Origin of the sequence: Geodermatophilus sp. YIM 151500 (genome assembly GCF_025716945.1) — a bacterium.
Classification (GTDB): domain Bacteria; phylum Actinomycetota; class Actinomycetes; order Mycobacteriales; family Geodermatophilaceae; genus YIM-151500.
On the sequence record NZ_JAOVZT010000012.1, the window covers coordinates 64,065 to 87,047 of the forward strand.

General features: G+C 76.9%; 22 protein-coding genes. 8 read left to right on the top strand and 14 right to left on the bottom strand.

Annotated features, from left to right (window positions below; translation table 11 throughout):
* The first annotated feature begins 50 nt into the window (after positions 1-50).
* Entirely contained in the window at positions 51-593 is a 543-nt protein-coding gene (locus OF117_RS17755) for an ATP-binding protein (RefSeq protein WP_263554176.1), read from the top strand.
* A gap of 30 nt (positions 594-623) precedes the next feature.
* On the opposite strand, the gene OF117_RS17760 is transcribed toward OF117_RS17755, so the two are convergent.
* From OF117_RS17760 to OF117_RS17780, 5 genes are all read right to left on the bottom strand, one after another.
* On the bottom strand, positions 624-1,262 hold the full coding sequence (locus OF117_RS17760; RefSeq protein ID WP_263554177.1) for a flagellar brake protein: 639 nt from the start codon (positions 1,260-1,262) through the stop codon (positions 624-626).
* Positions 1,263-1,491: 229 nt separating this feature from the next.
* Positions 1,492-2,232: an NYN domain-containing protein gene (locus OF117_RS17765; RefSeq protein ID WP_263554178.1), complete on the bottom strand. Its 741-nt coding sequence runs from the start codon at positions 2,230-2,232 to the stop codon at positions 1,492-1,494.
* Between the two features lie 97 nt (positions 2,233-2,329).
* Positions 2,330-4,486 (bottom strand): putative bifunctional diguanylate cyclase/phosphodiesterase, encoded by a 2,157-nt coding sequence (locus tag OF117_RS17770; RefSeq protein ID WP_263554179.1) that lies wholly within the window; start codon positions 4,484-4,486, stop codon positions 2,330-2,332.
* Between the two features lie 206 nt (positions 4,487-4,692).
* Entirely contained in the window at positions 4,693-5,106 is a 414-nt protein-coding gene (locus OF117_RS17775) for an SRPBCC family protein (RefSeq protein ID WP_263554180.1), read from the bottom strand.
* Between the two features lie 60 nt (positions 5,107-5,166).
* On the bottom strand, positions 5,167-6,450 hold the full coding sequence (locus OF117_RS17780; RefSeq protein ID WP_263554181.1) for a competence/damage-inducible protein A: 1,284 nt from the start codon (positions 6,448-6,450) through the stop codon (positions 5,167-5,169).
* A 699-nt stretch (positions 6,451-7,149) separates the two neighbouring features.
* On the opposite strand from OF117_RS17780, the gene OF117_RS17785 reads away from it, so the two are divergent.
* Complete coding sequence (locus OF117_RS17785) at positions 7,150-7,530, top strand: hypothetical protein (protein WP_263554182.1); 381 nt, start codon at positions 7,150-7,152, stop codon at positions 7,528-7,530.
* 45 nt (positions 7,531-7,575) lie between these two features.
* Here OF117_RS17785 and OF117_RS17790 read toward each other — a convergent pair whose 3' ends face one another.
* Positions 7,576-9,402: a protein kinase domain-containing protein gene (locus tag OF117_RS17790; RefSeq protein ID WP_263554183.1), complete on the bottom strand. Its 1,827-nt coding sequence runs from the start codon at positions 9,400-9,402 to the stop codon at positions 7,576-7,578.
* 223 nt (positions 9,403-9,625) lie between these two features.
* Between OF117_RS17790 and OF117_RS17795 the strand changes: the two genes are divergently transcribed.
* Positions 9,626-10,417 carry an enoyl-CoA hydratase-related protein gene (locus OF117_RS17795; RefSeq protein WP_263554184.1) on the top strand — a complete coding sequence of 264 codons (792 nt, stop codon included), beginning with the start codon at positions 9,626-9,628 and terminating at the stop codon, positions 10,415-10,417.
* Between the two features lie 79 nt (positions 10,418-10,496).
* On the opposite strand, the gene OF117_RS17800 is transcribed toward OF117_RS17795, so the two are convergent.
* Positions 10,497-10,724, bottom strand: a complete 228-nt coding sequence (locus OF117_RS17800) for a hypothetical protein (protein WP_263554185.1) — start codon at positions 10,722-10,724, stop codon at positions 10,497-10,499.
* A gap of 88 nt (positions 10,725-10,812) precedes the next feature.
* Between OF117_RS17800 and OF117_RS17805 the strand changes: the two genes are divergently transcribed.
* On the top strand, positions 10,813-11,451 hold the full coding sequence (locus OF117_RS17805; protein ID WP_263554186.1) for an MBL fold metallo-hydrolase: 639 nt from the start codon (positions 10,813-10,815) through the stop codon (positions 11,449-11,451).
* Positions 11,452-11,481: 30 nt separating this feature from the next.
* Here OF117_RS17805 and OF117_RS17810 read toward each other — a convergent pair whose 3' ends face one another.
* The 3 genes from OF117_RS17810 to OF117_RS17820 all read right to left on the bottom strand — a co-directional run bounded on the left by OF117_RS17810 (position 11,482) and on the right by OF117_RS17820 (position 13,143).
* Positions 11,482-11,760, bottom strand: coding sequence for a GlsB/YeaQ/YmgE family stress response membrane protein (locus OF117_RS17810; RefSeq protein ID WP_263554187.1), 279 nt, complete (start codon positions 11,758-11,760; stop codon positions 11,482-11,484).
* Positions 11,761-11,934: 174 nt separating this feature from the next.
* Complete coding sequence (locus OF117_RS17815) at positions 11,935-12,396, bottom strand: SRPBCC domain-containing protein (protein ID WP_263554188.1); 462 nt, start codon at positions 12,394-12,396, stop codon at positions 11,935-11,937.
* Positions 12,397-12,402: 6 nt separating this feature from the next.
* The gene (locus tag OF117_RS17820; RefSeq protein WP_263554189.1) at positions 12,403-13,143 is read right to left on the bottom strand and encodes a GntR family transcriptional regulator; all 741 of its coding nucleotides are present in this window, start codon (positions 13,141-13,143) and stop codon (positions 12,403-12,405) included.
* Between the two features lie 241 nt (positions 13,144-13,384).
* Between OF117_RS17820 and OF117_RS17825 the strand changes: the two genes are divergently transcribed.
* Both OF117_RS17825 and OF117_RS17830 read left to right on the top strand, forming a co-directional pair.
* The gene (locus OF117_RS17825) at positions 13,385-14,413 is read left to right on the top strand and encodes an ATP-dependent 6-phosphofructokinase (protein ID WP_263554190.1); all 1,029 of its coding nucleotides are present in this window, start codon (positions 13,385-13,387) and stop codon (positions 14,411-14,413) included.
* A 93-nt stretch (positions 14,414-14,506) separates the two neighbouring features.
* The gene (locus tag OF117_RS17830) at positions 14,507-15,088 is read left to right on the top strand and encodes a TetR/AcrR family transcriptional regulator (RefSeq protein ID WP_263554191.1); all 582 of its coding nucleotides are present in this window, start codon (positions 14,507-14,509) and stop codon (positions 15,086-15,088) included.
* 42 nt (positions 15,089-15,130) lie between these two features.
* Here the strand turns inward: OF117_RS17830 and OF117_RS17835 are convergent, their stop codons facing one another.
* Together OF117_RS17835 and OF117_RS17840 are read right to left on the bottom strand one after the other, a co-directional pair.
* Positions 15,131-16,402: a metallophosphoesterase gene (locus OF117_RS17835; RefSeq protein WP_263554192.1), complete on the bottom strand. Its 1,272-nt coding sequence runs from the start codon at positions 16,400-16,402 to the stop codon at positions 15,131-15,133.
* Between the two features lie 141 nt (positions 16,403-16,543).
* Entirely contained in the window at positions 16,544-18,241 is a 1,698-nt protein-coding gene (locus OF117_RS17840; protein ID WP_263554193.1) for a CYTH and CHAD domain-containing protein, read from the bottom strand.
* Positions 18,242-18,402: 161 nt separating this feature from the next.
* Between OF117_RS17840 and OF117_RS17845 the strand changes: the two genes are divergently transcribed.
* Both OF117_RS17845 and OF117_RS17850 read left to right on the top strand, forming a co-directional pair.
* The gene (locus tag OF117_RS17845) at positions 18,403-19,503 is read left to right on the top strand and encodes an endonuclease/exonuclease/phosphatase family protein (protein ID WP_263554194.1); all 1,101 of its coding nucleotides are present in this window, start codon (positions 18,403-18,405) and stop codon (positions 19,501-19,503) included.
* Positions 19,504-19,734: 231 nt separating this feature from the next.
* Complete coding sequence (locus tag OF117_RS17850; protein WP_263554195.1) at positions 19,735-20,931, top strand: DUF2382 domain-containing protein; 1,197 nt, start codon at positions 19,735-19,737, stop codon at positions 20,929-20,931.
* Positions 20,932-20,973: 42 nt separating this feature from the next.
* Here OF117_RS17850 and OF117_RS17855 read toward each other — a convergent pair whose 3' ends face one another.
* Together OF117_RS17855 and OF117_RS17860 are read right to left on the bottom strand one after the other, a co-directional pair.
* Positions 20,974-21,747: a carbon-nitrogen family hydrolase gene (locus OF117_RS17855; protein ID WP_263554196.1), complete on the bottom strand. Its 774-nt coding sequence runs from the start codon at positions 21,745-21,747 to the stop codon at positions 20,974-20,976.
* Positions 21,744-22,946 carry a pyridoxal phosphate-dependent aminotransferase gene (locus OF117_RS17860; RefSeq protein WP_263554197.1) on the bottom strand — a complete coding sequence of 401 codons (1,203 nt, stop codon included), beginning with the start codon at positions 22,944-22,946 and terminating at the stop codon, positions 21,744-21,746. Before OF117_RS17860 ends, OF117_RS17855 begins: the two co-directional genes overlap by 4 nt.
* Between the last annotated feature and the right edge of the window lie 37 nt (positions 22,947-22,983).

Here is a 22,983-nt window from a genome sequence, read left to right on the forward strand (position 1 = left end):
CAGCCGGCCGGCCGGGCGGAACCGTGCGCGGCGGAGACGAGGGGGAGGCGATGGCGGAGGCGACGGCCGGGCACCCGCCCACGGAGCCGTGGCCCTGCCTGCCCGTGCCCTCCGTCCCCGGCGACGTCTGGCACTGGCACCTGGAGGCGATGCACGTCGTCTCGCGCGTGCGGTCGGACCTGCGGGCCCGCATCGCCCACCCGTCGGTCGCGCTGGGCTCCACCGAGGACGCGCGCGACGGGATGCTCCTCGTGTTCGAGGAGCTGGCCTCCAATGCGCTGCGGCACGGCGGCGGGCAGGTGCGCGCGCTCGTCGTCGCCGGTCCGGGCGCCTGGCTGCTCGACCTGAGCGACGAGGCACCCGACCGGCCGCCGGTCCCCGCGGTCGACCGCGACCCGGCCCTCGGTGGCATGGGCCTGCACCTGGTCGCGCAGCTGTCCCTCGACTACGGCTGGGAGCGCCGTCCCGGGCGCAAGCACGTGTGGGCCCGGCTGCCGTCCGGGCGGGACGACGGACCGTCCGGCGGGGGCCCGTGGTCTCGGCGTGGCCGGCTGCCCGAGCCGCGACGGCCGGGGGCCTGGCGCAACGACTGACCGGCCTGGGCCGGCCCTGCCGTACCGCCGTCAGTCGCTGAGCCGGGCGCGCTCCTCGCGCAGCGCCTGGAACACCCGGCGGCGCACCCGGTCCTGGTCCTTCTCGGCGATGTCGGGGAAGCGGACCGACATCGACCAGCGGGCACCGCGCGCCTGGACGCGCACCACCTCGGCCTTCACCTGGAGCGGGCCCGACTCCAGGTCGATCCGCAGGTCCATGGTGGAGCCGGCCTCGGGCAGCATGCCGAAGCCCTCGAGCAGCAGCCGGGCGCCGTTCTCGCTCAGGTCGGCGGTCTCGCCCGTCAGCTCCAGGCTGCCGAGGCCGGCCTCCAGCGGCAGCACCACCCGGCCGCGCACCGCCGTCCGCCGCTGGCTGACCTCGGCCGGTCCGGTCATCCGCAACCGCCAGCGCAGCACCGCACCCTGCTCGACCGCGGTCACCTCGGCGGGCGCGGTGCGGAAGTCGTCCTGCCCCTTCCAGAACAGCTCGACGACGCTGCCGACCGACACCACGGCCTGCTCCACGAAGTCGCCGGCCGACGGCCGGAGCACCACCGTGTCGTTCTGCACCATCTCGACACGCGCGGACACCGAGACACCGCGTCCGGTGAGCGACACGTGCGCCTCGCTCTGCTCTTCCGGATGGTCGATGCCGGGCACGCTCGTCATCGGTCCACTCCGTTCCTGTCCCTGCCGCTCGGCCCCGCGTGCGGCATGCGCCGCGCGCAGGGGACGGTAATCGCCCCGGCGGCCCCCTGACGGCCCGGGTCGGACGACGCGCCGCCCGGTCGGGCCGCCGTGCCGCCCCAGTCTCCCCGCCGCGGCGGGTGGCCGCGCACGGCGCAGTGCCGCGGCAGTGGCCGCGCACGCCGCCGTGCCACGGCGGGCACCCGGTGGGTCAGCCGTTGCGGCGCGCGGTGTAGCTGCTGACGAACTCGCGCAGGCTGCGGGTGGGGCGCAGCCACGCGCCGTCCGGGGGCAGCGCGTCCAGGCGCACCCGGTCCAGCGGAGCGGCGAACGCGCCCGGCACGTCCTCGATGTCGATGAAGTCCAGGACGTCGGACCCGATCGCGTACCCGGCGACCTCGCTGAAGGCGACCACGACGACCTGCACCCCGGAGCGGGCCAGCTCCTCGAGCGGCTCGGCGAAGTTCCGGCCGTCCCCGGAGAAGACCACGAGGCGGCGCAGGCGGTGGCTGTGCCGGCGCACCTCGATGTGGTCGAGCATGTCCTGGTCGATGTCGTCGTCCGGCTGGGCCTTCGGTCGGGCGAAGACCGCGAAGCCGAACCCGCGCAGCGCCTCGACCCAGCGCTGCAGCGAACCCACCACCGGCGGGATGTTGGCGAAGACGCACGCCTCGACCTCGGGGGCGTCGGGCGCGGCGGGATCGCCGGCCCCCTCGACGAACCAGGCGGCGATGGCGTCGAACCGTGGGCGGGAGGCCGCGGTCGGGCGGGCGCCGATCACCGTCGACAGGGTCATGTCGATGTTGGGCGCGTCCCAGATCAGCAGGTCGAGCACCGGCCTCGACGGGCCCGCAGCCCGGGCACCGAGCGGCTCGGTCCCGGGGCCCTCGTCGAGGTCGACCTCGTCCTCCGGGTCGGCCAGCACGGCAGTGTCGTCGAGATCGTCCAGCACGGGTGCAGTCTGCCGGTCGGCGACCGGCGGACCGGCGGGGGTCGTCGCGCGCCGCGCGACCCGGCGGGTGCGGCCGGCGCCGCCGACGGCCGGCGGCTCAGCGGCCATGGGGACGACGGACCCCGCCGGCCGGCGCCCCCGACGCCGCGGCCACCTCCGCGATGCGGCACAGATCGCCGCCGGCCGCCTCCACCCGGCGCACCCAGCCGGGCACCTCGTCCGCGGGCATCGGCCGGCCGAGCAGCCAGCCCTGAGCCAGGTCGCAGCCGGCCGCGCGGACCATCCGCAGGTGGTCGACGGTCTCGACGCCCTCGGCCACGGAGCGGATGCCCAGCGTCCGGGTGAGCGCGACGATCGCGGCCAGCACCGCGCCGGTGTCGCCCGAGGCGGCGCGCTCGGCGGCGGCCAGCAGCGACCGGTCGATCTTCAACGTGCCGATCGGCAGCGCGAACAGCTGGGCCAGCGACGACCACCCGGTGCCGAAGTCATCGATGGCGATCCGCACGCCGATACCGCGCAGCACGGTGAGCTGGTCCTCGGCGCGGGTCGGGTCCTCCGCGACGCTGGTCTCGGTCAGCTCCAGCACGAGCTGCTCGGGTGCCAGGCCCGAGTCGCGCAGGGCGAGGCGGACGTCGCGCACCAGCGTCTCGGTCGCGAAGTGGCGGGCGCTGACGTTGACCGACATGCGCAGGTCCATGCCCTCGGCGGCCCAGGCCGCGGCCTGCGCCGTGGTCTCCCGCAGCAGGCGCCGGGTGATCGGGATGACCTGACCGGTCTCCTCGGCCACCGACAGGAACGCGTCGGGCAGCAGCAGGCCGCGCTGCGGGTGCTGCCACCGGACCAGCGCCTCCAGCCCCTCGACCAGCCCGGTGTCCAGCCGCACCACCGGCTGGTAGTGGACGACGAGCTGGTCGATGGCGTCGTCGCGCAGGCGGGTGGCCACCTCCAGCCGCCACCGGGCCGCCTCGCGCAGCCCCGGTGAGAACAGGTGCACGCGGTCGCGGCCGGCGCTCTTGGCGGCGTACATCGCGGCGTCGGCGTCACCGAGCAGGGTCTGCGCGTCGTGCGTGCCGAGGTGGGCGACGGCCACGCCGATGCTGCTCGACAGCGGGACGGACAGGCCCTCGGCGGGGAAGGGCAGCGCGAACGAGGACTGCAGGCGGAAGGCGAGGGCCGCGGCCTCTGCGGAGTCGCAATCCCTGGCCAGGACCAGGAACTGGTCGGCGCCCAGCCGGCCGACGGCGTCACCGGGACGGACCTGGTCGAGCAGCCGGGTGGCGACCTGGGCCAGCAGCACGTCGCCGATGTGGTGGCCGAGGGAGTCGTTGATCGTCTTGAAGCCGTCGAGGTCGAGGTGGAGCAGGGCCGTGCTGTTGCGGCCGTCGCGCCGTCCGGCGGCCTCGTCGAGCGCGTCGTCGACCAGCCGCAGCATCCGCCGGCGGTTGGGCAGCCCGGTGAGCTCGTCGTGGCCCGCCTGCCACTGCAGCGCCTGCTCGCTGCGGACCCGCTCGGTGATGTCGGTGTGCGAGACGACCACCCGGTCGGAGCCCTCCACCCGGGAGGCCTGCAGCCGGAACCAGAACGTCGTCGTGCCGAAGCGGCCCTCGTAGTCGAGGTCGAACGTCCGATGGGCCCCGTCCGGGGTGCCCGCGAGCAGCCGGTGCAGGCCGGCGGTCAGGACGGCGTGGTCGTCGGGCGACAGGCCCAGGGCCATCGCCTCGAGGTAGTCGTCACCCAGTTGGCCGGGCTGCTTGCCCTCCCGGCGGAGCAGCTCGCCGTTGGCGTGCCAGGCGCGGTTGGCCGACAGGATCCGCAGGTCGTGGTCGACCAGGACGGTCGGCGCCGGCAGCGCCTCGAGGACGCCGGCGAGCTCGTGCAGCGCGGCGGCGTGCCGCTCCTCGCGCCGCCGCCGCTCGTCGATGTCGCGGAAGAGGACCGAGATGCCGTTCGGGTCGGGGAACGCCCGCAGCTCGTACCAGCGCTGCTGGTGGCTGTGCAGGTGCTCGAAGACGCGCGGCTCGCCGTGGCGCACGACCTGGGCGAGCCGGCGCGCGAGCGACCGGCCCGCAGCCGTGGGGAAGCACTCGAGAAGGGTGCGGCCCAGCATGTCCTCGGCGCGGCGGTCGAGGAGCCGCTCGGCGGAGGCGTTGAGGTAGGTGAAGCGCCAGGAGCGGTCGAGGTGCGCGACGGCGTCGGGTACCGCGGCCAGCGGATCGGGCTGCGCCGACCGCGCCCCGTGCTCGTCTGGGTGCACTCTGCCCGCTCTCCGTCCCCTGCGTGCGGATCACCGGTTCGCGACGTGACTCACGGCACGCGGGCACCCGCTACGCCGACGGCGACCCGCACCCGAACCGGTGCTCAGGGTAGTAGCCCGGACCGGCTCGCACGCCACCGTGACGACGGTCGCGTCCGACGCCGCAGGTCACGCCGCCGCCGCTGTCCGCCCGTCGGGGACGTCGATCAGCGTGCTGGCGGCGCGGGGAGGTCGGCGGTCACCAGGCGGCGCAGCGCGAGCCGGGCGAGCGGCGCGTAGGTGACGACCAGCGGGGCGGGCCCGGTGATGCGCAGACCCGTCGTCGTGCCGCCGTCCGGACCGGGCGCCACCCAGTGCACCAGCCGCAGCCGCACCGGGCCGACGTCCACCTGCCAGGACCACCGGCGGTCGGTCTCGTCGACGGTCGCCACGACGAAGGGCACCGCCAGGCCGAGCGGGCCGCGCACCCGCCCCCCGGCTCCGGCGCGGAGCCGGGCGGCCGGCGTGTCCACGCCGGTGATCTGCGGCGACCACTGCGGCCAGCGCGCCGGGACGGCGTAGCGCTCCCACACCTCGGCGGGGTCGACCGGCCCGGTTGCGTGCAGCGTCACGGTCGTCACGCATCCTGCGTGCCCGCGCCGCGGGTCGGGCACACCCGCCGGCCGGCCCCCGGTCCGGGGTCAGGCCACCGGGCCGCCGAGGAGCAGCTGGCGGAGCAGGTGCAGGGCGAGCGTGACGGACCGGTCCCGCACCGTCGTCCGCGACCCGGGCAGGACGACGGCGCGCGACTGCCGCCCGTCCGGACCCGCCGCGCACAGGTGCACCGTGCCGACCGGCTTGGCCGGTGACCCGCCGCCGGGCCCGGCGATGCCGGTGATGCCCACGCCGAGGTCGGCGCCGAACCGGTCGCGCGCGCCCTCGGCCAGGGCGACCGCGACCTCCGCGCTGACCGCCCCGTGCGCGACGAGCAGGTCGGCCCCGACCCCGACGACCTGCTCCTTGGCCGAATCGGCGTAGACGACCGCGCCGCCGAGCACGTAGGCCGACGACCCCGCCCGCTCGGTGAGGCGGGCGGCGAGCAGGCCGCCGGTGCACGACTCGGCGGTGGCGACGGTCAGCCCGCGCTCGGCCAGCGCTCCGGCGACCAGGTCGTCGACGGTCGGGCCGGCGGAGAACAGCGTGTCGCCGAAGCTGCCGCGCAGCAGCGCCGCGAGGCCGTCGTAGGCCCGCTGCCGCTCGGCCGGGAAGCGCGTCACGATCTCCAGTTCGCCGTCGCGCAGGCAGGTGGTGATCTCCAACCCGGCCAGCTCGGCGTCGTGCTCGCGCAGCACCGCGGCCAGCTGGCTCTCCAGCGTCCCCCACAGCCGCACCGTCTCCTGGCGCAGCTCGGCCCCGCCGGCGAGCACCCGCGCCACGACGTCCGTGGCCAGCGCGGCCGGCCACATGCCCCGCAGCTCGGCCGGCGGCCCGGGCAGCACGAGCACCGGCGGACCGGCGCGGCCCTCGACCGGGGGGACGACGAGTCCCGGCGCGGTGCCGACCGGCTCGAGCACGGTCGCCCCGATGGGCACCCGCGCCTGCTTGCGCACCCCGGCAGCGGTCGCCACGGGGTCGGCCCGCCAGCCCCGGCGGGCCATGAGCCGCTCCACGATCGCCCCGATCCGCTCCTCCAACGCGGGGTCGACGGCGGACGGACGCCCCTGGAAGTCGCCGACCAGCTCGGCGGTGAGGTCGTCGGCCGTGGGACCCAGCCCCCCGGTGGTGACGACCAGGTCGAGGCCGGCCCCGGTCAGGAAGGCGAGGGCGGCACGCAGGTCGTCCGGGCGGTCGCCGACGACCACCACGTGGCCGACGTCGACACCGCGGAGGCGCAGCTCCTCGGCCAGCCACGGGCCGTTGCGGTCGGCGACCCGACCGGTGAGGACCTCGGTCCCGGTGACGACGATGCCGGCGCGCGTGCCCACCCGCCCGACCCTAGGTGGGTGCCACCCGTCCGGGCAGGTCGGACGCGGACGGGCCGGCGCCTCCCCGCTGGCCGGCCACCGCGCGGCTACGGTGCAGGCGGAGAGGTCCGCACCCGCGGACCCCGAGCGCCGCGAGGAGGCCCCGTGAGTGCGCCGTCCGATCCCCAGCAGCCCGCCGGGTCCGGGCAGCCCTCCACGCAGGAGATCCCGATCGCCCAGCCGACGGGCGAGCAGCGCCCGGCCGCCGCCCCTCCGCCGCCGGCCGGCCAGCCGGTGCCGGGCCAGCCCGTGCCGGGCCAGCCGGTGCCGGGCCAGCCCGTGCCGGGCCCGACCGTGAACCCGGGTCAGACGGCACCGGCCGGCCTCGGCGGGCCGGCCGGGCCGCACGCAGCGACGAGACCCGGAGCGCCGTCCGAGCACCCCGAGGTCCCCCTGGTCGCACCTCCGCCGCTGCCCCCACCCCCGACGGGCAGCACCGCGTCCGGGGCCCGCCCTCCGCTGCCGCCGGCACCCGGGCAGGCGACCCCGTCGGCGCCGCAGCCGCCGTCCTGGCCCGACACGCTGGTCGACCGTCCGCAGCCCGGGGGTCGGCACGACGACCCGTCGCGGACCACCGACTTCGTTCCCGGCCTGGGAAGCGGCGCGACGCCGAAGCCGCCGCGCGCCCGCCGCAGACTTCGCGTCCCGGGTGACCGCGGGATGCTGGCGGCGGTGGGGCTGGCCGCGCTGTCGGTGGTGCTGCTGCTCGGCGGCCTGTCCACCGGCGCCGTCGACCTCTGGACGCTCGCGCCGCTGTGGTCGGCGTTCGCCACGCTGACCGCGGTCATCGGACTGCTGACGCTGGTCGCGGGTGTCGCCGGCGGCGACGGCGCGCGGTCGGCGACGGCCGTCCGCGGTGTCGCGGCGGGCGTGGCGGGACTGGCGATCTTCTGGCTGCTGGTCGTGCTGCCCGTCGTCGCGAGCAACGCCGGTTTCCTGTGCACGATGGCGCTGCTCTGCCTGGGCGGGGCGCTGTGGCTCGGCCGCCGCCGGGACACCGGCGCCCCCTCCGGGCCGGGAGGGCCCGCGGCCGGCGGCTGACCGGCCGGCGGCGCAGGTCGCCGCCCGGTCCCTCCGCGCCCGGTGCTACGCCCCCGCAGGAGCGGTGCCGGTCCCGGCCGGCGTGCCGCCGGTCACCGCCGGGCTCCCGCCCGGCCCGCCGGTGCGCCCCGGACCGGTGGCGCCAGCGCTGCCCGTCGGCTCCTCGGCGCCGAGCGACGCAGTGGGCTCGTTCGCGTCCGCCGGCTCCGTCGCGATCGCGTCCGCCGGGTCCGTCGCGGTCCCGCCCGCCGGCGCGGTCGTGGTCGGGTCGGTCGGCTCGGTGGCGGTCCCGTCCGTCGGCTCGGGCGCAGTGGGGTCGGTCGACTCGGTCGGCTCCGTGGGTTCGGTCGGGTCCGTCGGCCCGGTGGTCCCGGACGGGTCGGTGGTCCCGGACGGGTCGGTGGTCCCGTCGGGTTCCGTCGGCGGAGCCGGATCCGTGGGGATGCCGGCGGACGGCGTCGGCTCGGGCGTCGGCTCGGGGGCGTCCTCGGACACCTGTTCGGGAGCCGGTGCGGCCGGTGGATCGGGCTCCGGAGCCGGCGGGGGTGCGGGGTCACCGGCCGGCTCCGGCACGGTCGGCGGAGGGCCGGCCGGCGGGACCGCGAAGCGGACGACGACCCGGTCGCCGGGGACGAGCGGGGTCCCGGCCGGGTCGACGGCGGTGACGGTGCCGGGCTGCGCGGTGGCCGAGACCTCCTCCTCGCGCTGCACGGCGAGCCCGCGGGCGGCCAGCTGCACGGCGACGTCGTCGACCGGGCGGCCGACGTAGTCCTCGGCGACCAGCACGACGGCCACGCCGTCGCGCTGCTCGGCTGCGACGGCCGTCGAGTCGGGGACGTCCCCGGTGACCGCCTGCACCACCCCGGTGGCCAGGCCCGCCCCGGCGAGCACGCCGAGGACGCCGAGCGCGACGGGCACCCTCCGCCGGGCCCGCCGCGCGGGGGGCCGGGCGGACCGCGGGCCGCCGACGCCCTCCCCGCGTCCGGCCGCCGCGGCGGTGACCGCGACCGTGTCGGGGACGTCGCCGATCGGGCGGCCCGCCCGGACGTCCTCGACGGCCGCGGCGAAGGCCGCGCCGTCGGCCATCCGCGCACGGGGGTCCTTGGCCAGCGCGCGGCGCACCAGGCGCCGCACCCGGTCGGGGAGGTCGCCGGGCAGCGGCTCGGGCTCGTCGCGCACCTGCTTGAGCGCGATGGTCACCGCGTTGTCGCCGTCGAACGCCGGATGCCCGGTGAGGCACTCGTAGCCGATCAGCCCGAGCGCGTACACGTCGCTGGCCGGGGTGGCGTGCCGACCCTCGGCCTGCTCGGGCGAGAGGTACTGCGGGGTGCCGATCACCTGGCCGGTGCGGGTGAGCGCGACGCTGCGGGCCGACCAGGCGATGCCGAAGTCGGTGATCTTCACGTCGCCGTCGCGGGTCACCAGGATGTTGCCGGGCTTGACGTCGCGGTGCACCATCCCGGCGCGGTGCGCCTGGGCCAGGGCGGCTGCGGTCTGCGAGAGCAGCGAGAGCGTGGTCGCGGTGTCCAGCCGACCCTCCCGGCGGAGCAGGTCCGACAGCGGCTCACCGTCGACCAGCTCCATCACCAGGTAGGCGAGCGTCTCCCCGCTGCCGTCGGCGGCGGGCACCTCGCCGTAGTCGTAGACGGCGGCGATGTGCGGGTGGCTAAGCGCGGCGGCGTTCTGCGCCTCGGCGCGGAACCGGGCCAGGAAGGTCCCGTCGCCGGTGTACTCGCTGCGGAGGACCTTGACCGCGACGGACCGGCCGAGCAGCGCGTCGCGGGCGCGCCACACCTGCCCCATGCCACCGGCGGCGATGAGCCCGACGAGCTCGTACCGGTCGCCCAGGCGGCGTCCTCCGGGTTCGACCACGGGGGCGGCTCCTCGGGCAGTGGGCTCGGGCGGCCGGGCCGCTCCCGGGCCGCCCGGGGGAACCCTCTGATGGACTCCCACCAACGGTTGTCCACATCCGGCTCCGGATACACATCGATCCGGGGCGCCGGCACCGCCCGGCCCCGCCGGATCAAGAGCACGGGCATGGCAAGGTGGCCGACGGCCGGGCCCGGCGGCGGTCCGGCGGAGAGGCGGGACGACGATGTCCGAGACCACGACCGGCGAGCTCGTCACGCGGGACGACGCGGCCGGTGTCGCGACCCTGACCCTGCAGCGCCCGGGGCTCTCGCACGCGTCGCGGCGCGAGCTGCTCGACCGGGTGCGGGAGGTGGCGGAGGACGACGCCGTCCGCGCCGTGCTGCTGACCGGCACGGGGCGGGCGTTCTGCGTCGGCCAGGACCTCGCCGAGCACGTCGCGGAGCTGCGCGCCGGCGGAGGCGACGCGCTGTCGGTGGTGGAGGAGGAGTACAACCCCCTGGTCCTCGCGCTGGCCGACCTGCGGGTGCCCGTGGTGGTGGGCATCAACGGAGCGTGCGCCGGCGCCGGGCTGGGGCTGGCCCTCGCCGGCGACCTCCGGGTCGCCGCGGCGGGCGCGAAGTTCACCACGGCGTTCACCGGGGTGGGGCTCGGCAGCGACTCCGCGCTGGCGTACCGGCTGGTCCACGCGGTCGGCGCCTCACGGGCGGCCGAACTGCTGCTGCTGCCCGAGCCCTTCCCGGCCGAGACGGCGGCGGCGTGGGGGCTCGTGCACCGGGTGGTCGCCCCGGAGCAGGTGCTGGCCGAGGCGGAAGCGCTCGCCGCGCGGCTCGCGGCCGGTCCGACCGCCGCTCACCGGGCGGTCAAGACCGTGCTGGCGGCCGCGGCGACCGACTCGCTGCGGGAGACCCTGGCGCGCGAGGCGCGGCTGCAGACCGAGCTGGGTCGCACGGCCGACCACCGGGAGGCGGTGGAGGCCTTCGTGGCCAAGCGGGCGCCGTCCTTCGTCGGCGGGTGACCGTCCGGCGCCGGCGGGCCGGCGTCCGGTAGCAGGTCACCTGCCGCCGGGGCGTCCCCCACGTCCCGGCGGCAGGGGGTCAGCGGGCCAGCGTGCTGCAGGCCGGGCAGACGTCGCGGGCGACGACCGGCCACTGCTGCTCGGTGCTGATCCGGGCGAGCGAGCCGCACACGGTGAGCTCGCAGGCGCCGTCGACCTCCGACGGCGGGCGGTGCACCTCGACCGCGTGCCACAGCGCGGTCGTCGGGCCGTGGGCCCGGCTGCGTGCGGCGGCGAAGACGAGGGCGGGGGCGGTCGGAGCGGTCATGCCCCAACGGTCGGCACGGGCGGACCGGCGCCTGACGGTCCCGGGAACCGGACTCACCCGGAAGGGGGGATCCCGGCAGGATGGGCCCATGGAGCTCCAGAAGCACGGGCACGCGTGCGTCACGCTCGGCAAGGACGAGCGACGGCTCGTCGTCGACCCGGGCGCGTTCACCAACCCGGCCGCCCTGTCCGGCGCGGACGCCGTCCTCGTCACGCACGAGCACCCGGACCACTTCGAGCCCGAACGGCTGCGCAAGGCCCTGGACGCCGATCCCGCGCTCGAGGTCTGGACGAACCGGTCCGTGGCCGAGCGCCTGGAGGGGTTGGGCAACCGGGTGCACGTCGTCGGTCACGGCGACGCGGTGGAGATCGCCGGGTTCGACGTGCACGTGCACGGGGAACTGCACGCCGAGATCCACCCCGACATCCCGCGGATCCTCAACGTCGGCTTCCTGGTCGACGAGACGGTGTTCCACCCCGGCGACGCGCTGACCGTGCCGGACGAGCCGGTGGCCACGCTGCTGGTGCCGATGCACGCCCCCTGGTCGCGGACCGCCGACGTCATCGACTTCGTGCGGGCGGTGCAGGCCGACCAGGCGTACGCGGTGCACGACGGGCTGCTCAACGACACCGGTCTCGGCGTCGTCGGCGGCCTGCTGGGCGAGCGCGGGCCCGGCACGCCCACGCCGTTCAGCCGGCTGGCCCCCGGGGAGTCCGTCGAGCTGTGAGGGCTCCCCGGGGCAGCCGGGCGCCGGACGTCAGCGCAGGGCGCGCCGGCTGCGACCGCCGCTGAGCGCCTCGGCGGTCCCCACCAGGAGCACGGCGGCGACGACGGCGATGACGAAGCCGATGACGTTCAGCTCGAAGATGCCGCCGGTGCCGATCAGGCTGGCGATGATGCCGCCGATCAGCGCGCCGACGACGCCGAGGGCGATCGTCCCCAGCATGCTCAACCGCTGCTTGCCGGGCGTGATGAGCCGTGCGAGCACGCCGATGATCAGGCCCACCACGATGAGGCCCAGGATGTCCCACAACACGGTGCTCTCCTCCGCTCTGCGGCGCCGGGCGCCGGCACCGTGCCGGACACGACGCGCCGCTGTGGCAAGAACGTCGATACCCGCGGTGACGTGCCCTGACGCACCCGTCGCCCGGAGGGGGGACGGCGCGGCGCAGCACTGCGTGCCGTCCCGATCGCGCGGCCGGCCGACCGGTCAGTCCGCGCGCTGGGCGATGTGCTCGGGCAACCGGTCGAGCTCGGCGGCGAGGGTGCGCCGCACGAGGCGCCGGTCGGCCGGCCCGCGCAGCACCCGGCGCAGCGGGGTGCCGCCGGAGGCCGCGCGGGAGAGGGCCATGCGCACCCGGGTGCCCCCGGTGCCCGTCGGCGCCAGCTCGATGCGCGTCGTCCAGGTCTCGGCGTGCACCCGGAGCAGGCTGGTGACGACCCGGGGCGGTTCCCACTCGACGATCTCCCCGCGCGCGGCGCCGTCGGCGACCGGCGCACCGTCCTCGCGGCGGCCGGGCACGCAGGAGAACGTCGCTCCCCGGCCTTCGCCGCGGACGACGTAGGACACGTCGCAGACCGCGCAGTAGGGCGCCAGCTCGGCCAGCGCGCGCCAGACCCGCTCGGGTGGCTCGGCCACCTCGCGCTCCCCGGACGCCGCCGTCGTGCCCATCCCGCCTCAGCGCCCGCCGACCGACACCTCGAACTCCACCTGGCTGACGTCCGGGCGCAACCGGGAGAAGCTGTGCACCAGCGGGTGGCCGGTGCTGTCGCGCACGGTCGTGCGCACCACGAGCAGCGGCGACCCGGCGATGACCCGCAGCAGGTCGGCCTCCTCGGGGGCGGCCGTGCCCACGTCGACGACGATGCGCGCGTGCGCCAGGTCGGCGCCGTACTCCCGCCGCAGGTACTCGTACAGCGAGCCCTCGCTGAAGTCCTGCTCGGCGGCCTTCGGGTAGAGCGCGGCGGGCAGGAAGCTGTGCGCCACGTGGTTCGGCGCACCGTCGACGCTGCGCAGCCGCTCCAGCTCGACGACGTCGGTGGCGGTGTCCAGCGACAGCTCGGCGGCGACGTAGGCCGGGGCGGGCACGACCCGCTGGGTCAGCACCGTGGTGCCGACCTGGGCGCCCTGCTCGGTCATCACGGAGTTGAACCCGGCGATGCGGTGCACGAAGCTCTCGCGGTACTCGTGCCGGATCGCCGGCCGGGTGACGTAGGTGCCGCGCCCCTGCTCGCGCACCAGGTGCCCGTCGGCGACCAGCCCGTCGACCGCCCGGCGCAGCGTGATGCGGCTGACCCCGTACTCGGCGCACAGCACCGGCTCGGGGGGCAGCAACGTGTGCTCCGGCAGCCCGGAGACCCGCCGCCGGAGGTGCTCGCGGACCGAGAGGTACTTCGGTCCTGCCACGGGGCTCGCCACAGGCCAAAGGTACTGCCCGAGGAGACGTCTGGACGTCATGTCGTCCAAGACGTCCCACGGAGGCGGGAGACGGCCCGGTCGACCGCACGTGGGCCGGCCGCCGTTGGGTCGGCTGCCGTTGGGTGGGCCGTGTCCGGGGCGCGGGGTGACGGAGCCGACACGCTGCGGACCCGAGACATCTAGACGTCATGACGTATCGTCGGCCGGGTCCTGGCCACCACCACCCGAGGGAGAGCGGCCGGTGCGCATCGGTGTCCTCACCGGCGGGGGCGACTGCCCCGGCCTCAACGCCGTCATCCGGTCCGTCGTGCGGACGGCGACCACCCAGTACGACAGCACGGTGCTCGGCTTCCGCGACGGCTGGCGCGGTCTTCTCGAGGACCGGACGACGCCCCTGGACGTGGCCGCGGTCGACGGGCTGCTGACCCGCGGGGGGACGACGTTGGGCTCGGCCCGCGTGGCGCCCGAGAAGCTGCACGCCGGCATCGCGCAGATGAAGGGCGTCCTGGCCGCGCACGGGGTCGACGTCCTGATCCCGATCGGCGGCGAGGGCACGCTGACCGCGGCCCACCTGCTGTCGGAAGCGGGTGTACCGGTGGTCGGCATCCCGAAGACCATCGACAACGACATCGACTGCACGGACCTCACGTTCGGCTTCGACACCGCGGTGAGCATCGCCACCGAGATGATCGACCGGCTGCACACCACGGCCGAGTCCCACCAGCGCGTGCTGCTCGTGGAGGTCATGGGCCGGCACGCGGGCTGGATCGCCCTGCACGCCGGGCTGGCGGCCGGGGCGCACGTCACGCTCGTGCCCGAGGAGCCCTTCGACGTCGACGAGGTGGCCCGGCTGGTGACCGCCCGCTTCGAGCGCGGCGACTCCCACGTGATCGGTGTGGTCGCCGAGGGCGCCACGCCGCTGCCGGGCAGCATGCCGCTGCGGGACGGTGGCGTCGACGAGTACGGGCACCGGCGGTTCACCGGCGTGGCCCAGCAGCTCGGCGAGGAGCTCGAGCGGCGCACCGGCAAGGAGGTGCGCACCACCGTGCTCGGCCACGTGCAGCGCGGGGGCACGCCGACGTCGTTCGACCGGGTGCTCGCCACGCGCTTCGGCCTGCACGCCACCGTCGCCGCGCACGAGGGCGGCCACGGCCAGATGGTCGCGCTGCGGGGCACCGAGATCGAGCTGGTCCCGCTCGCCCGGGCGGTGGCCCGCCTCAAGACGGTGACCCCGCGCCGGCTGGCCGAGACCGGCGCCTTCGTCGGCTGACCGGCCCGGCATCCCCACCCTTCCGGACCGGAAACGTCCGCAGATCGGTCGCGCCTGTGGCCGCGACGGGTTGCGCACCGCAACATTGTTCGCGTGGCCCCCGCGAACCGTCGTGAGCAGCGCAAACGGGACACCAGCGAGCGCATCGCCGCGACGGCCATGCGGCTGTTCCAGGAGCAGGGGTTCGACTCGGTCAGCGTCTCGGCCATCGCCGCCGAGGCCGGCGTGACGGTGCCGACGTTCTACGCGCACTTCGCGAGCAAGGAGAACGTGCTCATCAGCCTGCCCACGCGCGAGGAGCTCGCGGCGGTGCTGGCCCGGCTGCCGGCCGAGCTGCCGCTGGCCGAGCGGGTCCGCGGCGCGATCCGGCTGTGGCTGCGGCACTTCGACACGAACATGCGGCAGGCCGTGCTCGACCGGTGGCGGATCATCGCGGCGACGCCGTCGCTGCGCGTCAAGGCCGCGGAGTTCGAGCGGGCCACCGCGGGGCTGGTGCTCGACGCGCTCCGGCACGGCCCGGACGAGGGGACGTCGCGGACGCAGGCCCAGGTCGCCGTGCCGGCGCTGATGGCGGCCTACACGCAGATCCTGCTGCGCTGGGCGGAGGAGGACGGGGCGCGGGAGCTCGACGTCGTCGCGTCGGAGGTGCTCGACGAGCTCCGCCGCGCGCTCTGACCCGGGCCGTCCCCCGCCGGCGGAGCGCGGACGGCGCGCCGGTCACGCGCGCGGCGCGCGCAGCTCCACGACGGCGACCTCCGGCCGGGCCCCGATGCGCATCGCCGGGCCCCAGTAGCCGGCGCCGGACGTGACGTACAGCTGCGTGTCCCCCACCCGCGACAGGCCCGACACCGCGGGCTGGTCGAGCCGGATGGCGTAGTCGAAGGGCCACAGCTGGCCGCCGTGCGTGTGACCGGACAGCTGCAGGTCGACCCCGGCCCGGCGCGCCTGCTCCACCATGACCGGCTGGTGCGCCAGCAGCACCACCGGCGTGGCGTCGTCCCGGCCGTCGAGCGCGGCGTCGAGGTCGGCGCCGTGGCCCGGGACGCCGAAGTCCGCGGCGATCCGGTCGTCGATGCCGGCCAGGTCGAAGGAGGCCCCACCGCGGCGGATGGGCACCCGCTCGTTGCGCAGCACGTCCACGCCGAGCGTCGGCAGGTGCCTCATCCACGGCAGGGTGTCGACGAAGTACTCGTGGTTGCCGGTGACGAAGTAGACGCCCTGCTCGCTCACCAGGTCCGCCAGCGGTGCGACGTCCTCGCGCAGCTCGTCGACGCCCGCGTCGACCAGGTCGCCGACGATCGCCACGACGTCCGGGCGCTGGGCGTTGACCACCTCCACCAGCCGCTCGAAGCGCCGTCCGCCGTAGGTGGCCGACAGGTGGCCGTCGGAGAAGGTGACGATGCGCAGCCCGTCGAGCCGCGGGTCCAGCCGGGGCAGGGTGACCGGTACCCGCCGCACGACCGGGGTCGTGTTGGCCAGGTACGCCCCGGTGCCGGCCGTGCCGAGGGCGACCACGCCGGCGGTCACGGCGAGGCCGCGGGCCAGCAGCCGGCGCCGGGACGGATCCGCGACGGTGTCGACGTGGCTGTCCGCGTGGTCCTCCCGGACCGCACCTCCGTGCGCCTCGCGGTCCTCCCGGACCGGACCGGCGTCGGGCGCCGTCCCACCGGCGATCGGAGCCCCTTCGTCGCCGTCGGGCGGAGTCCGGGCGCCACCCGACGCCGCAGGCCCGAGGAGGCGCACGGCGAGGCGCACCGGCTCCAGGGCGAGGAGCGCGAGGAAGGCGTAGAACGCGACGCCGAGCCAGCTGAAGCCGATCCACTCGACCGCGGCGGCGGCGTCCAGGGGCAGCGAGTCCCCGAGCAGGACGGCGGCCGCCGGCAGCAGAGCGAGCAGCACGGTGAGCGCGGTGAGCCGCCGGCGCAGCCGACCGGGCACGGTGGTGCTGCGGACCAGCCGGAACCACAGGTAACCGTGCAGCAGCAGCATGGCGAGCAGGACGACGGTGCCGAACCCCAGCAGGCCGATGATCGACAGGGCGGACCTCCGGGGCGGGACAGGAACGGCGCCGTCGACGGTACGGCCCCGTGGTGTCGGACGCGCGGACCGCGCCGGACGTTCCCGCCGGTGTCAGCGCTTCTTCGTCGCCTTGGCCAGCACCCGGTGCACGGCGGGCTCCATCGCCCAGAAGGCGGCCTCGGCGCGGGTGGCCCGTGCCTCCTCCAGCCCGTGCAGCCGGCCGTAGGTCCAGGCGTTCTCGCCCGCACCGGCGGCGGCGATGCCCAGCCGCCGGCAGAGCTCGCGGGTGACCTGCGTGTCCTGCCGCTCGCCGAGGACGTCCTGCACCTGCTCCATGCAGTCGACCAGCGCCTGCACCCGGCCGCCGAGCTCGCCGGCGGCCACCTCCCCGGTGTAGCGCACGCGCTTGGCGGCCTTGCGCAGCTCGTGCAGGGCGTGCCCCCGCCCGGCGTCGTCCGCCCCGCGGGCCGCGTCGAGCCGTCGGCCCAGCCGCCTGCCGCTGCGGCGCACCGCGCGCCGCAGCACCGGCGCGGCGGGCGCGCCCGCCCGGTCGGCGAGCGGAGGATCGGCGACCAGGGCGTGCAGGTCGTCGACCAGCCGCAGGTAGCGGGCGTCGGACAGCGCCGCCGAGGCGCGCTCGGCACCCTCCTGCGCCTCCCGGATCCCGGTCTGCTGGAGCCGGGCGGCGACCGGGCCGAGCACCAGCTCCGCCGGCTCGGCGGTCACCACCTGGCGCAGGTGCGCGAGCGCGACCTCGTGGTCGCGGGCATCGGAGAGCTGCTCGCCCAGCCACCTGAGCTCCGCCCGCAGCGGGTCGGTGGCCTCCCGGTCCAGCACCGTGCGGAAGGAGGCGAGGATGCTGCGCAGCCGGCGGCAGGCCACGCGCAGCTTGTGGACGGCGTCGGGCTGGTCGGTGCGGACCATCACGTCGGCGTCCCGCAGGGTCACCAGCTGCGCCGTGACGGCGGCGAGGACGACGTCCGCCCCGGTCGCCCCCCGTCGCGCGGCCGCCTCCGCCGCCGCCTTCTTCGCCTTGCCCGTCGCTGCGCCCTGGGGCAGCGCCGCCGCGGGCCGGACGCCGTCGGCCCGGGCGGCCAGCCGCGCGGCAAGCACCCGCCCGAGCTTGGAGGCCGCCGCCGACGGACGTGCGCCGGCGGCGAGCAGCCGGTCCCCGACGGCGGCGAGCAGCGCCTCGCCGTCGGGTGCCCCGCCGGTGACCGCGTCGCCGTCCGCCGCCTGACGGCTCGACGTGTGACCGCCCGCCGTACCACCATCGGCCGGGTTCCCGCCCTCGGCGTCGCCGACCAGCTCGACCTCGACCTCGCGCCACTGCAGCTCCTCGGCGGGCTCCCCGGGGGCGCCGGCGGGCGCGCTGGCCGTCACCGAGTCGTCGGCGACCTCCGCCAGCGCGCGCCCCTCCGCGTCCCGCAGCACGGTCACCAGCCGCTGGGTGCGCAGGGTGGCCACCGGCGCCGTGGGCGAGGTGCGCACCACACCGGCGATCAGGTCCCGCAGCGCCCGGGGAGGCGTCTTCTGCGCGCGGCCGAGCGGCTCGTGCTGCTCGCGGCGCGCGCCCGCCGAGGCCGGCAGCTTGAGGTGCCACCCGGCGTCCGCGCCGCCGGTCCGCCGCCGCAAGGTGATCGCCGCGCGCAGCAGCCGCAGGTCGGCGGTGTCGTGGTACACGGCCTCGAGCCGGTGTTCGACGGGGTCGTCGGCCGACGCGACGCCGTCGACGGCGGTGAGATCGGGCAGTGCGAAGGACGGGTCCACGTCGAACTTGCGCTCGACCTCCAGGTGCGTTCCGACCATCGCCCGTCCTCCGTCCCGCGGCGCGTCGGCTCCGCCCCGCCCTGCCCGACGCTATGCCCAGGCCGCGGCGCCCACCACGGCACTCGGCGTCCGCGTGCCGGCCCGCGGCGGAGGGGCGAACCCGGCGGGCGGCGCCGGCCGCCTGGCTACGGTGGGCGGCGATGCCTGCCGATCCGGACCGCCGCCGGTTCGCCCTCGCCGCGGCGTGGCCCTGGGTGGCGTGGGCGGTGGTCCGGCTCGCCGGGGCGGAGCGCGGGTTCCCGCTCGTCCCCGCCATGGCCTTCACGCCGTACGCCGCCGGCACCGCGGTGCTGCCGGTGCTCGCCGGTCTGCGGGCCGGATCACCCGGAGCCACGGCGCTGGGCGCCGGCGCGGCGGCGGCGCTCGCCGCCGCCGCGCTCGGTCGCGCCCGGCGACCGCACGACCTGCGACCGCGCACCCGGCGGGCTCGGTCCGGGCGGGCTCGAGCCGGGCAGGCTCGAGCCGGGCGGGTGGCCGCCGGCACGCCGCTGCGGGTGGCCACGGTCAGCCTGCGGCTGGGGCTCGCGTCGGCCGAGGCGGTCGTCGACCTGGTGCGCGACCGCGGCGTCGACGTCCTCTCGGTGGCGGAGCTGACCCCGGACGCCGAGCGGCGGCTGGCCGCGGCCGGGCTCGGTGACCTGCTCCCCCACGCGTGCGTGCGCCGGGCCCGGGCCGGCTCGGTCGAGTCGGCGTCCGGCGCCGTGTGGAGCCGGCTCCCGCTGGAGGCCGCCGGAGCCGTGCCGGGCACGTACGAGCAGCCGACCGCCCGGCTGGTCCCCGGGACGCTCGACGGCGGCCCACCGGTCGAGGTGACCGCCGTGCACTCCGCCGCACCGGCCACCGGGCCGCGCTCCGTGCGCGACTGGACCCGTGACCTCGCCGCCCTGCCCGTCCCCCGGCCGGGCGCCCTGCGGGTGTTGGCGGGGGACTTCAACGCGACCGCCGACCACGCCGCGTTCCGGCGGGTGCTGGCCGCCGGATGGCTGGACGCCGCGCAGGCGGCCGGGCGGGCGCTCGCCTGGACCTGGCGGCCGCTGCGGCTGCCGATGCCGCGGCTGACGCTGGACCACGTGCTGGTCGACCCGCGGATCACCGTGGCCGGGGTCGGGTTCGCGCGCCTGGCCGGCAGCGACCACCGGGCGGTGGTCGCCGACCTGCGGTTGCCCGCGGTCGCCGGTCGACGCCCGACGGGCCCGGCCGGTCCGGTTGACGCGCCACCGGTCCTGCCCGGGACGGCCTGACGGCCGAACGGCCCGCACGGCGACGGGCTGACGCGTGACCGGTCCGGCCGGGGCCGGGCACCCGCGGCGGAGGCTTTCCCCCGGCCCGCTGACGTGGCATGTTCACGCCCGCGCCCGCCTGGGCACGCCCGGTCCCGACCGGCGCCCGACGACGCCCGACGGCACCCGACAGGGCACCGTCGGCGCTCGACGGCCAAGCAGCCGCCGGCCCCGACAGGGAGGCACGCGCCCGTGTTGAACGACCGTGAGCTGTCCGCCGCCGTGGGGAGCACCGCCTACGACGCCGACGGCGAGAAGATCGGCACCGTCGAGCACTTCTTCGTCGACGACGTCACCGGCGCGCCGACCTGGGTGGCCGTGAGCACCGGGCTCTTCGGCACCCGGCACTCCGTCGTCCCGGCGGCCGAGGCGGCCTTCGCCGACGGCGTGCTCCGGCTCCCCGTCCGCAAGGACGCGGTCAAGCACGCCCCGCACGTCGACACCGACCACCTCGACGCGGCCTCGGAGTCCGAACTGCGGCGGCACTACGGGCTGGGCGGACCGCCCCCCGGGACCGAGGGGACCGGCACGGGCACCGAGGGGACCGGCGCGGGCACCGAGGGGACCGGCGCGGGCACCGAGGCGGCGGGGCCGAGCACCGCGCCCGGTGCGGCGCCGTCCGGACCCGGTGCCGCGCCGACCGGGTCACCGGGTACCGCGACGTCCGGCGGACCGCCCACGGCTGCCGACCCGGCGGTCCGGGACGCGACTCCGGGGAGCGGCCCACCGACGCCGGAGGACGAGGGCGGCGGCGGGCGCGACCGGCCGTGGTCACCCACGGAGACCGGTGTGGTGCCCGTGGGCGCCGTGCGCGGTGCGACCGACGCCGAACCGCCCGGCCCGGTCGCCGTCACCGACGCCGAGGTGGCCGCTGCCCGGCGCGGCGACGACGGGACACCGGCCGGCGAGCCCGGCGCGGAGGGCGCGGCCGCGCAACCGGACCGGACGGCCGGGGAGGAGGCCGGGACGGCCGCGGCCCGGGCGGGCGGGATGGTGCGCGGCGAGGAGCAGCTCCGGGTGCGGACCGAGTCGGTGCCCGACCGCCGGGTGCGGCTCGTGAAGTACGTCATCACCGAGGAGGTGCAGGTCACCGTCCCGCTGCGGCGGGAGGAGTTCCGGCTGGAGGAGGTGCCGGTCGGGGAGGACCCGGCCGGCGGCGACGTCGCCGGGCCTGCGGTGACGGGTGAGTCCCTCGCCCCGGGCGGACCGACGGGTGAGGCGCCCGGCGGCGGGCTGCCGGCCGAGATCGTGCTGCACGCCGAACGACCCGTGGTGGGCGTCGAGGTGGTGCCCGTGGAACGCGTGCGCCTGCGCATCGAGCAGGTGACCGGCGAGGAGCGGGTGACCGAGCGGGTGCAGCGGGAGCAGGTCGTCGCCGACGAGAGCTGAGCCGGAGTGGATGCGTGCGGGTGACCCGCAGGTCCACTCCGGTCAGCGGCGGTCGGCGAGGAAGCGGAAGCGGTCGCGGGTGGCGGCCACCTCGGCCGGGTCGACGTCGGCGACCAGCACCGTCTCCACGCCGGCCGCGGTGGCCAGCAGCTCTCCCATGGGGCTGACGACGCGGCTGTCGCCCACGTGCTCGGTGCCGTCACCGGCCGTCCCGACCCGGTTGCAGCCGACCACGTACGCCTGGTTCTCGATCGCCCGGGCCTGCAGCAGCGCCTGCCAGTGCAGCCGCCGCGGGCTGGGCCAGTTGGCGGGGACGAGGAAGACGTCGGTGTCGCGGGCGGCGTGCCAGAAGACGTCGGCGAAGCGCAGGTCGTAGCAGATGAACGGGGTGACCCGCAGGCCGGCGATCTCCACGGTGACCGGCTTGTCGCCGGCGCGGAAGCGCTCGTGCTCGCCGGCGTGGGTGAACGGGTGCAGCTTGCGGTAGCGGTGCACCGACCCGTCGGGCCCGGCCATGACCAACGAGTTGTACGGCAGCCCGGCGTCCGCTCCCCCGTCGGCGACCACCTCCGGGCAGCTGCCGGCCACCCAGACGCCGTGCTCGGCGGCCTGCGCGGCCAGGAACCGCGCCGACGGCCCGCCCTCGGGCTCGCCGATGCCGGGCGTCATCGAGAAGCCGGTCGAGAAGGTCTCCGTCAGCAGCACCAGCTCGGCGCCGAGACCGACGGCGCCGGCGACCAGCGGGGCCAGCCGCGCGAAGTTGGCCTCGCGGTCCTCCCAGACGATGTCGTGCTGCACGGCGGCGATCCGGGTCATGCCATCCTCCTCAGCCGCTCGACGGCCTCGCCGAGCACCTCGTCGCGCTTGCAGAAGGCGAACCGCACCAGGTGCCGGCCCAGGTGCGCGTCGGCCGGGTCGTAGAACACCCCGGACGGCACCGCGACCACCCCGGCCCGGGCGGGCAGCTCGCGGCAGAACGCCAGCCCGTCGCCGTCCGGCCGCACCGGCCGGACGTCGACCGTGGCGAAGTAGGTGCCCTGCGGGCAGACGACGGGCAGCCCGCCGGCGGCGAGCCCGTGGACCAGCAGGTCACGACGGCGCTCGAGGTCGCGGGCGATGCCCGTGAAGTGCTCGTCGGGGAGGTCGAGGCCGACCGCGACGGCCGGCTGGAACGGCCCGCCGTTCACGTAGGTGAGGAACTGCTTGGCCGTGCGGACGGCGGCCACGAGGGCCGGCGGCCCGCAGATCCAGCCGATCTTCCAGCCGGTCGTGTTGAACGTCTTGCCGGCGCTGCCCACGACCAGCGTGCGCTCCCGCATGCCCGGCAGGGTGGCGATCGAGGTGTGCCGGGCCGCGCCGAACACCAGGTGCTCGTAGACCTCGTCGGTGAGGACGAGCAGCCCGCTCTCGGCGGCGAACGCCGCGACGGTCCGCAGCTCGTCGGTACCGAAGACCTTGCCGGTCGGGTTGTGCGGGGTGTTGAGCAGCAGCAGCCGGGTGCGCGGCGTGACCGCCCGGCGCAGCTCGTCGGCGTCGAAGGTCCACGGATCGGTGGTCGCCGTCCCGGCGTCCGGGGCCGGGGCGCGCAGCGGCACCGCGCGGACGACGCCGCCGGCCATGGCCACGGCGGCGGCGTAGCTGTCGTACATCGGCTCGAACAGCACCACCTCGTCGCCCGGCTCGAGCAGGGCGAGCAGCGCGGCGGTCAGCGCCTCGGTGGCCCCGGCGGTGACGAGCACCTCGCCGTCCGGGTCGTAGACCAGCCCGGTGAACCGGCGGTGGTGCCGGGCGACGGCGTGCCGGAGCTCCGGCAGGCCGGGTCCGGGCGGGTACTGGTCGTGCGCCGTGCCGATGGCCGCGCGGGCGGCCTCGAGCACGGGCGCCGGGCCGGGGTAGTCCGGGAAGCCCTGGCCCAGGTTGATCGAGCCGGTGGCGACCGCGAGAGCGCTCATCTCCGCGAACACCGTCGTCCCGAAGCCCTGCAGCCGGGCCGACAGGTAGGGCGTCCGCGTCACCCGGCCAGCGTCGCAGAAGGAGCGGTTCCACGTGGAA